This window comes from Fertoeibacter niger, from assembly GCF_009380135.2.
Lineage (GTDB): Bacteria > Pseudomonadota > Alphaproteobacteria > Rhodobacterales > Rhodobacteraceae > Fertoeibacter > Fertoeibacter niger.
The window spans coordinates 1-9,013 of record NZ_WHUT02000026.1 but is presented as its reverse complement, the minus strand read 5'-3'; the positions used below and the strand labels follow the sequence as shown (position 1 = coordinate 9,013).

The 9,013-nt window shown below is 64.7% G+C and carries 10 protein-coding genes and 1 tRNA gene; 7 read left to right on the top strand and 4 right to left on the bottom strand.

Going from position 1 to position 9,013, the window contains the following annotated elements; all coding sequences use genetic code 11:
• The 5 genes from GEU84_RS20855 to GEU84_RS20835 form a co-directional block, all read left to right on the top strand.
• Positions 1–1,040: branched-chain amino acid ABC transporter permease (locus tag GEU84_RS20855; protein ID WP_338144855.1), on the top strand; the 1,040-nt coding region annotated here is incomplete at its 5' end.
• Positions 1,037–2,047, top strand: a complete 1,011-nt coding sequence (locus GEU84_RS20850) for a zinc-dependent alcohol dehydrogenase (RefSeq protein ID WP_152828808.1) — start codon at positions 1,037–1,039, stop codon at positions 2,045–2,047. The genes GEU84_RS20855 and GEU84_RS20850, both read left to right, overlap by 4 nt.
• A 13-nt stretch (positions 2,048–2,060) precedes the next feature.
• On the top strand, positions 2,061–2,849 hold the full coding sequence (locus tag GEU84_RS20845; RefSeq protein ID WP_152828809.1) for an alpha/beta fold hydrolase: 789 nt from the start codon (positions 2,061–2,063) through the stop codon (positions 2,847–2,849).
• A gap of 28 nt (positions 2,850–2,877) precedes the next feature.
• Complete coding sequence (locus GEU84_RS20840) at positions 2,878–4,098, top strand: acyl-CoA dehydrogenase family protein (protein WP_152828810.1); 1,221 nt, start codon at positions 2,878–2,880, stop codon at positions 4,096–4,098.
• Positions 4,099–4,149: 51 nt separating this feature from the next.
• Positions 4,150–4,704: a flavin reductase family protein gene (locus tag GEU84_RS20835; protein ID WP_152828811.1), complete on the top strand. Its 555-nt coding sequence runs from the start codon at positions 4,150–4,152 to the stop codon at positions 4,702–4,704.
• A 39-nt stretch (positions 4,705–4,743) separates the two neighbouring features.
• Here GEU84_RS20835 and GEU84_RS20830 read toward each other — a convergent pair whose 3' ends face one another.
• Both GEU84_RS20830 and GEU84_RS20825 read right to left on the bottom strand, forming a co-directional pair.
• Positions 4,744–5,691, bottom strand: a complete 948-nt coding sequence (locus GEU84_RS20830; RefSeq protein WP_152828812.1) for a zinc-binding metallopeptidase family protein — start codon at positions 5,689–5,691, stop codon at positions 4,744–4,746.
• Positions 5,692–5,871: 180 nt separating this feature from the next.
• Complete coding sequence (locus tag GEU84_RS20825; RefSeq protein WP_152828813.1) at positions 5,872–6,267, bottom strand: rhodanese-like domain-containing protein; 396 nt, start codon at positions 6,265–6,267, stop codon at positions 5,872–5,874.
• A 137-nt stretch (positions 6,268–6,404) separates the two neighbouring features.
• Here GEU84_RS20825 and GEU84_RS20820 point away from each other — a divergent pair, with 137 nt between their 5' ends.
• The gene (locus GEU84_RS20820) at positions 6,405–6,833 is read left to right on the top strand and encodes a GlcG/HbpS family heme-binding protein (protein WP_152828814.1); all 429 of its coding nucleotides are present in this window, start codon (positions 6,405–6,407) and stop codon (positions 6,831–6,833) included.
• 47 nt (positions 6,834–6,880) lie between these two features.
• On the opposite strand, the gene GEU84_RS20815 is transcribed toward GEU84_RS20820, so the two are convergent.
• A tRNA-Arg gene (locus tag GEU84_RS20815) sits at positions 6,881–6,957 on the bottom strand.
• Between the two features lie 299 nt (positions 6,958–7,256).
• Here GEU84_RS20815 and GEU84_RS20810 point away from each other — a divergent pair.
• A complete protein-coding gene (locus tag GEU84_RS20810) occupies positions 7,257–8,252 on the top strand; it encodes a LacI family DNA-binding transcriptional regulator (protein ID WP_277604990.1) in 996 nt (331 codons plus the stop codon).
• Positions 8,253–8,418: 166 nt separating this feature from the next.
• Here GEU84_RS20810 and GEU84_RS20805 read toward each other — a convergent pair whose 3' ends face one another.
• Positions 8,419–8,961, bottom strand: a complete 543-nt coding sequence (locus GEU84_RS20805; protein ID WP_152828816.1) for a pentapeptide repeat-containing protein — start codon at positions 8,959–8,961, stop codon at positions 8,419–8,421.
• Positions 8,962–9,013: the final 52 nt, after the last annotated feature.

Below are 9,013 nucleotides of genomic sequence, written 5' to 3'. Positions count from 1 at the left end.
CCGCTTCCCTCTCTTCCGCCATGCCGCTTCCTGCCCTGCCCGAGGTGACGGTGCGCCGCCAGACCAATTCGGGGCGCGTCGCCATGGTGCTGTTCGTGCTGGCCGTGATCGCGCTGGCGGCGATGCCCTGGTGGGCCAAGACCGGCACCATCCGCACCGTGCTGGAGCTGTGCTGCTACATCGCCGTGGCGCAGATGTGGAACATGCTGGCGGGCTATGCCGGGCTGGTGTCGGTGGGCCAGCAGGCATTCATGGGGGCGGCAGGCTATGCGCTGTTCGTGCTGGCGCAGACCTTTGGGGTAAACCCGTTTCTGGCCATATTCCTGTCGCTGCTGGTGCCTGCCATTCTGGCCGTGCCCTGCTACATGCTGCTTCACCGGCTGGATGGCCCCTATTTCGCCATCGGCACCTGGGTGGTGGCCGAGGTGTTCCGGCTGGTTGCATCGAACATGGGGTTTCTGAACGCGGGCGCGGGCATGTCGCTGAACGTGATGAAGGATTATTCGGCCTTTGACCGCAACATCGCGATGTCATGGCTGTGTGCCCTGCTGATCCTGTCCACCATCGGCGGCAGCTACTGGTTCCTCAGGTCGCGCTATGGGCTGGCACTGATCGCCATGCGCGACAATCCGGTGGCGGCAGCCAGCCAGGGTGTGAACGTGCGGCGGCTGCGATTCATGATCTATGTGGCGGCGGCGGTGGGCTGCGGTCTGGCGGGCGCGGTTTACTTCATGGCGCAACTGCGCATCAACCCGCCCTCGGCCTTTGATCCGATGTGGGCGAATGTGGCGATCTTCATCGTGATGGTGGGCGGCATCGCCTCCATCGAGGGGGTGCTGATCGGCTCGCTGATCTATTTCATCGCCGACCGCTGGTTCGGCGAATATGGCGCCAGCTATTTCGTGGTGCTGGGGGTGATGACGGTGCTGGTGGCGCTTTACGCGCGGGGTGGCATCTGGGGCGCGGTATCGAAACGCTGGGATGCGCCATGGTTCCCCATCCGCCGCCATCTGACCTATGGATCGGAGGACCGGCCATGAAAGCGGCCTTTTTCGACGCGGTGGCCAGCCCGCTGCGCATCGCCACGCAAGCTGACCCAAGCCCCGGCCCCGATGAGGTTGTGCTGCGCGTGGCCGCCTGCGGCATTTGCGGCAGCGATCTGCACATCACCGAAGACCCCAAGCCCTTTGGCATTGGCGCGGGTTTCGTGCTGGGCCATGAAATCGCGGGCGAGGTGTTGGCCACCGGTGCCGATGTGCGCGACCTGAGGCCCGGCGATGGCGTGGCCGTGGTGCCGATGCGCGGCTGCGGGCATTGCGCGCGCTGCCTTTCGGGCGATCCGGCGCGCTGCCCCGCCATGGTGCTGATCGGCGGCGGCTATGCCGAATATGTCACCGTCGCCGCCCGCCAGTGCCGCGTCCTGCCGCCCGGCATCGCGCTGGCGGATGGCGCGCTGGCCGAGCCTTTGGCCGTGGCGCTGCATTGCGTGGTGCGGGCCGGCCTGAAACCGGGCGACCGGGTGGCGATCATCGGTGCCGGGCCAATCGGCCTGCTGGTGGCCTTCTGGGCGAGGCGGATGGGGGCCGCTTCCGTGGTGATGGCTGATATTCATGACCATCAGCGTGACCGTGCCATGGTGCTGGGGGCCACGGGTTTCGCGCTGTCAGGCGACAGGCTGGCCGAAAACATCGCCGATCTGTGCGCAGGCCCGCCCGACATCGTGTTCGAATGCGTGGGCAAGCGCGGGCTGTTGCAGGCCGCCACCGAAACCGTGCGGTTGCAAGGCAAGGTGGTGGGCGTGGGCCTGTGCATCGGTGGCGACGAATGGGATCCCTTCGTGGCGCTGACGAAAGAGATCGACCTGATCTTCACCGTGTTCTTCCATCAGCGCAACGAATTCGGCGTGGCGCTGGATGCGCTGGCGGGCGGCGTTCCGCAGCGCATCATCACCGAACGCATCGGGCTTTCGCAGGTGCCGCAGGTGTTCGAAAGCCTGCGCCGCCGCACAACCCAATGCAAAGTGCTGATCCAGCCCGAACTTTCCTGAAGGAGAAGCGAGAATGACCGTCACTTTCGATACGCTGGACTATGACATCGGCGGCGTGAACACCGTGGTCAAGGCCATCGGCGCGGGCAAGCCGCTGCTGTTCCTGCACGGTGCCGCCACGCTGGAAGGCTTTGATTTTGCCGCCGGTCTGGCCGACCGTTTCCGCGTGCTGCTGCCCAGCCATCCGGGCATGGGCTTTTCCGGCCCGGCCCCGCATGTCAGCGGCATGGCCGACATGCTGGTGCATTACCTGAACCTGCTGGATGCGCTGGATCTGGGTGAAAAACCGCATCTGATGGGTTTTTCCATGGGCGGCTGGATGGCGACCGAACTGGCCGCCGTGGCGCGTGAAAAGTTTGACCGCGTGGTGCTGGTGGCCCCTGCCGGGCTGAACGACCCCGCGCATCCGGCCACGCCCCTGGGCGGCATCGCCCCGCAGGATTTCCCCGCCCACATGACCCATGACGTGACGGTGGCCCTGCGCTATTTCCCCGACGGCACCGATGCCGCCGCTGCCGAGGCCTTTGGTGCCGATCGCGCGCGCGAGGGGGAAACGGTGGGCCGCCTCTGCGCGCCCTTCGGCATGGGCCATCCCAACCTGCGCCGCATGCTGGCCCGCATCACCAACCCCGCGCTGGTGGTCTGGGGCGACCAAGACCGCCTGCTGCCACCCGGCCAGGCCCCGCTGTGGGTGGATGCGCTGCCCGATGCCAGGCTTTTGTCAGTGCCCGATGCCGGCCATCTGGTGCTGCAGGAAAAACCCGAAACCATGACCCTGATCGGCGATTTTCTCGCCGCGTGAAACCGCAACGTCGAAGGAGGAGACAACCATGAACAAGCCCATGAAACACGGCTACTGGGGCAATACCGTCGATTACCGCGACATTCTGGCCGAGATTGCCAAGATCGGCCCCAAGCTGGAGGCGAATGCCGCAGCCGATGACGCCGCAGGCGAACTGACACCGGAAAGCTTTGCCCTGCTGCGCCCGCTGCGCCTGTCGCATCTTCTGGCCACCGAGGAACTGGGCGGCGCGCAGATGCGCCCGACCGAGGTTCTGCAACTGCTGGAGGCCGTGACCCGCTGGTCAGGCTCGGCCGGTTGGGTGTCGATGGTGCATTGCTGCATCGGGGCCATGTCGGCGGCCTTTCTGCCCGATTCTGCGGTGGAACGCCTGTTCGCGCCGGGCACCGAAAACCGCTTTTCCGGTCAGGGCGCGCCGCTGGGCATGCTGAAAAAGACCGAAGGCGGCTATACCCTTACCGGGAAATGGTCCTATGGCTCGGGCTTTTCCCATGCCACATGGTCGCATTCGGCCTGTTTCGTCGATGACGGCACCGGCAAACCCGCCAAGGACGAGGCGGGCAATGTCATCGTGATGTGCGCCCATGCGCCGATCCCGGAACACAAGCAGATGGGCAACTGGGATGTGCTGGGGCTGAAAGGCACCGGATCCATCGACTATGCCGCCGAGGATGTGTTCATCGCCGAGGATCTGGTGTTCCCGATCCTGACCGCCCCGCCGCAGCGCCTGAAAGAGCTGTTCAGCCTTGGCATCGTCGGGCTGGCGGCCATCGGCCATACCGGCTGGGCCATGGGGGCGGGCCGCCGCATGCTGGATGAGATCGCCGGTTTCGCCCGGTCGAAATCCGGCCGTGCGGGCCTGTTGGGTGAAAGCGAGAAGTTCTGGCATGACTATGGCCGGGCCGAAGCCAGCTACCGCGCCGCCCGCGCCTTCGTGATGGAGGTCTGGGGCGACATCGAGGCGACCGCCGAGGCGGGCCGCCAGATGACCACCCGTCAGATCAGCCTTGTGCATCTGGCCAAATCGCAGATCCACGAGGCGGGGGTGGAGGTGTGCAATTTCGCCTATCGCGCTTCGGGCGGGGCGGGGCTGCGCGCCGGTGTCATCCAGCGCACCTACCGCGACATGATGGTGGCGGCGAACCATTTCACCATCGCGCCCTCTATCGTCACCTCGGCAGGGCGCGAGATCGGTGGCCAGTGGACGGACCGCGCATGGCAGTTCTACGACCTGATCGAAAAGAAGTAAGGCAACGCCCCGCCGGTTGGCACTGACCGGCGGGGCGGCAGGAGGCCCGCCATGACCGAATTGTCGCACGCCTTTCGCGAGGCGTTTCGCTGCCATCCTGCCGGGGTGGCGGTGATTGCTGCAGACCCGGGCGGCAACCCCGTGGCGATGACGGTATCGTCGCTGATATCCGTCAGCGCCGCGCCGCCGACCGTGGCCTTTTCACTGTCGGCGCGGTCGGGGGCCACCGTGGCGGTGCTGGCGGCGGGCAGCATGGTTATTCATCTGCTGCGCTACGGCGATCTTGATCTGGCGCTGCTGGGGGCCACGCCGGGGGCCGACCGGTTCGGCGGTGCGGCCCCGTGGGAACGGCTGCCCGGCGGCGAGCCGCGTTATACCGCCGTGGCCACATGGTTCCGCGCCCGCATCATCGGCACCCTGCCGGTCGAGGGTGCAACCGTCGTGACCGCGGAACTGCTGGAGGGCGCCTGCGGCACACCTCCCGGCGCCCCCGAGGCGGAATCGCTGATCTATCTTGACCGCCGCTGGCACCGGCTGCGCGAAACGGCCGATGGCTCTGCCAGCCTGACGCTGATGGATGCCGAAATCCGCGATGTGTTCCGCTAGGCGCACGCCTGGCGGCACCAACCAGCATGCCCCCCGGCCCTAGCCGTGGATCAGCCGGTGGATATAGGCCAGCTTTTCCGTGACCGGCACCGGCAGCACAAAGGGGTAGAAATCCGATTGGCCCATCGCCCGGTTCATCTCGTTCATCGCCACTGACAGCGGCATCCAGGCCGCAACCAGTTCGGCAGGGTCAGCCCCCCGATAGGCGTCGATCTGCGGCCCCAGCCCAAACCGCGAGGCAGTTTCCAGCCCGTCCACCATGTGCAGGTAATGCGCCCAGGTTTCGGCGAAATCTTCCCACGGATGGGCGGCGGCATAGGCGCTGACATGATGCCCGGGCCAGTCAACGGGCGCGCCCTGCGCGTAGTGGCGTTCCAGCGCCTGCTGATAGTCCTGGCTGGCATCGCCAAAGAGCGCGGTAAAGCCTGCCTCGTCGCGGCCCTTCACCAGCACATCCCAATAGAAATGCCCCACCTCATGCCGCAGATGGCCAAGGACGGTGCGGTAAGGCTCTCCCAGGGTCAGGCGCCGCGCCTCGCGCTCGTCATCATCGGCCTCGGCGATGTTCAGGGTGATCAGGCCATCCTCATGCCCTGTCAGCACAGGGCTGACCGACCCGTCAGCCTCCTGCACATCACCGAGCAGGCGGAACCGCAATTCCAGCTCATCCTGCTCGCGCGGCAGGCCAAGGCTGATGAGCGAATAGTACAGCCGTCGCTTGGCCTCTTCGATCCGCGACCAGCGGGTTGCGTTGGCCGCGATGGTCTGATCGGGGATCGTTTCCGTGGCGGCACAGCATTCGCACAGCGGGCCATCAACGGCGGGCCAGTTGCAATGGATGGCCGCACGGTTGGCGCAGGCCTCGCCAATCAACACCAGCATCTGCCGCGCCTCTGGCACATAGACCAGCGCAGCACCGCAGCTCAGACATTGGGTATTCTCAAAATGCACGTCATTGCCGCAAGTCGGGCAGGAAAATCGCTTCATACGCCCCTCTCAAATCGTCTTGCCATGTTGCCTTACTTGCACCAACGGCGCCCGACGATTCAGGTTCCCTGCGGCGCAGGAAATTCAGGCGGCCTTGCTTCACCCGCAAACGCAGGGTCAGCGCACACCAGGACGGTGAGTTTCAGGCCTCGCCAGAAGGCGACAGGCTGCGTGCCTGTCCTATCGCGGAGTAACAACCGGTTCAACCGGCAGGCCCGCCGCCGCCCAGGCCGAAAACCCGCCCGCCAGATGCGCCACCGGGGCCAGCCCCATGTCCTGCGCGGTCTTGGTGGCCAGCGCCGACCGCCAGGCGCTGGCACAGTAAAACACAAAGCGTCGCGGCTCGGCGAAGACAGGCTTGTGATAGGGGCTTTCCGGGTCGATCCAGAATTCCAGCATGCCGCGCGGGCAGTGGAACGCGCCGGGAATGCGCCCCTCCCTTTCCAGCTCGCGCCGGTCGCGCAGATCGACAAACAGCGTGGCCGTGTCGCCGTGCAGGTCTGCCGCCTCGGCCAGGCTGACCGTTGCAATCTCGGCCTCTGCCACCGCCAGAAGGTGTTTGTAGCCCTGTTTCATCCTGCCCCCCATTTGCGGCATGTTCCCCGGCGCGGCATGCGCCGTCAACTGCCCCCGAAGCCGCGCTGCCCGCCGACGCTGCTGGACGCAGCCCGGATTTCCCGCCATGTCTGGTGCCGTGCAACCGGGGGGCCGCCATGATCATCACCAGAACCGTCATTTCATCCGACACGGCCATGCTTCTGGTGCGCGAGGCGGTGGCCCATGCAGCCCGCAACGGCTGGCAGATCTGCGCGGCGGTGGTGGAACCCACAGGTTCCCCGCTGGCGTTGTGGCGGATGGATGACGTGCCGGTGCCCGTGGTGGATTTCGCGCTGGACAAGGCCTTTACCGCCGCCACGCTGAAACGCGCCTCTGCCGCCCTGTTTGACGAGGCGCGCGAATCGCCCGCGCTGGCGCAGGGCCTGACGAACCGCGCGCGCCTGCTGGTCTGGGGCGGCGGGCTGCCCTTGGTGCATCAGGGCCGCGTGGTGGGCGGCATCGGCGTGTCGGGCGTGAAGGATTTCGAGGATATCGCCTGCGCCAAGGCCGCCATCGCAGCGGCCGGGCTGGGGTATGAGGTGTGAACTGCGCCGGAACACTGGCGCCAACCGTCCTGTCAGCAACAGAAACGTGGTGACTCCGGCGTGATTCGAACACGCGGCCTACGGTTTAGGAAACCGCCGCTCTATCCGGCTGAGCTACGGAGCCACGCGCCTTTATTGCTGCGAAATCCGCTTCGGCGCAACCCGGGTTTTCGGGGGCAGACCGGCATGTGAACGGGAAAGTAAGGGGGAGTGACATTTGGCCCACCACCCCCCCTTGAGGTCCGTTGCGCCGGGCTGGAGAGCTTGCAGGACGCGCGGGATAGGCTCAGCATGGTGCTGTTAGCGGTAACATACACCAGCATCAGCCCTTGGACAAGCCCCGCCTTTGGCGCTAACAATGAACTCCGCCCCCGATGAAAGGTCGTCCCCTTGGCCAAGATCCCGCTTCCCGCCCCGCGCCGCATGCTGACCCTGCGCGATGTTTCCGAGGCGTCGGGGGTCAGCGAGATGACCGTCAGCCGGGTGTTGCGCAACCGGGGAGACGTGTCGGGCGGCACCCGCGAACGGGTGCTGGAGGCGGCACGTGCGCTGGGCTATGTGCCCAACAAGATCGCAGGCGCGCTGGCCAGCCAGCGGGTCAACCTTGTGGCCGTCATCATCCCTTCCCTGTCGAACATGGTGTTCCCCGAGGTGATGACCGGCATTTCCGACACGCTGGAGGATACCGGCCTGCAACCCGTGGTCGGCGTGACCAATTACTCGCCCGAGCGTGAGGAATCGGTGCTGTATGAAATGCTGTCGTGGCGGCCCTCGGGCGTGATCATCGCCGGGCTGGAACATACCCCTGCCGCGCGGGCGATGCTGCAAAACGCGGGCATCCCGATTGTCGAGATCATGGATATCGACGGCACGCCGGTGGATGCCGCCGTGGGCATCTCTCACCGCCGCGCGGGCCGCCAGATGGCCGAGGCGATCATCGCCGCAGGCTACCGCCGTATCGGCTTTCTGGGCACGATGATGCCACATGACCACCGCGCCCGCAAACGCCTTGCCGGGTTTGAAGAGGCGCTGGCCGAGGCCGGTCTGGCGCTGGAAGACCGCGAGTTCTATTCCGGCGGATCGGCCCTGCTGAAAGGCCGCGAGATGACCGAGGCGATGCTGGCCCGCTCGCCCGATCTCGATTTCCTGTATTATTCCAACGACATGATCGGGGCAGGGGGGCTGCTTTCCTGCCTGTCAAAGGGCATCGCGGTGCCGGGCCGGCTGGGGCTTGCCGGTTTCAACGGCGTGGAACTGCTCGATGGCCTGCCCTGCCGCCTTGCCACGATGGACGCCTGCCGCCTGGACATCGGCCAGATCGCAGCGGAAATCATCGCGGGGAAACGCGCGCATCAGGGCCTGGGCGAGGTGGTGGAACTGATGCCGAAACTGCAACCGGGGGATACGATACGGGGGTGATGCCCGGAGGCGTCAGGTTGGGGCGTTTGACTTACAAGTTGCTGGCCATCATCGGCCTAGAGCGCAAGCTGACAATCTTCGGCTATCTCCCGCTGTTTACCTTGCTTTGGACTGCGGGCCGCACTTTGACAAAGTTAAGCTAAATTAAAGCGCCCAGCTGACTATGCTATCCAATTGGGGGCCATTTCGAATGGTTGGCTTCTTTTATAGCAGCTATTATTTTCTTTGGCAATTTGTGCACATAAACAGCTTCTGGGAACCACGCATCCTTAAAAATTGCTCCATTGGCAAAAGTCGCTCGACTGAAATCAGTCTCGCCCTTGAACTGGGTGCCTGAAAAATCTGGAGACTCGCAGAATCTCACTCCACAGAATGGCGCGCTGCCCTCAAAAACACAACCACGAAAACTCACAACGCTGTTGAACGCCGCAGCCGCAAAGCTTCCTTCATGGCCAAAACTGGCATTCTCAAAGCTTGCCGAAGCGTAAAACTCTGATCCAACAAATGCGTTCCAAAGACCGAATCGGGCTTCTTGAAATGATGCAGGCTCATGAAATCTGCAAAAGTCTAGATTTGTGTGATCGCCAAACTCTGCCGACTGCGCTTCGAACCGCCTCTGTGAAACCATGCGATAGGCCGAGGCTGTGTGAAAACCTCCAGATATGGTATGCTTCCTGCGATACAGGAGTGCATTTATGTCAGGTTTCATTGAAGGGGTAGACCGGGATCAGGTGACGCTGTTTCCGGACCGTCTTGAGGAC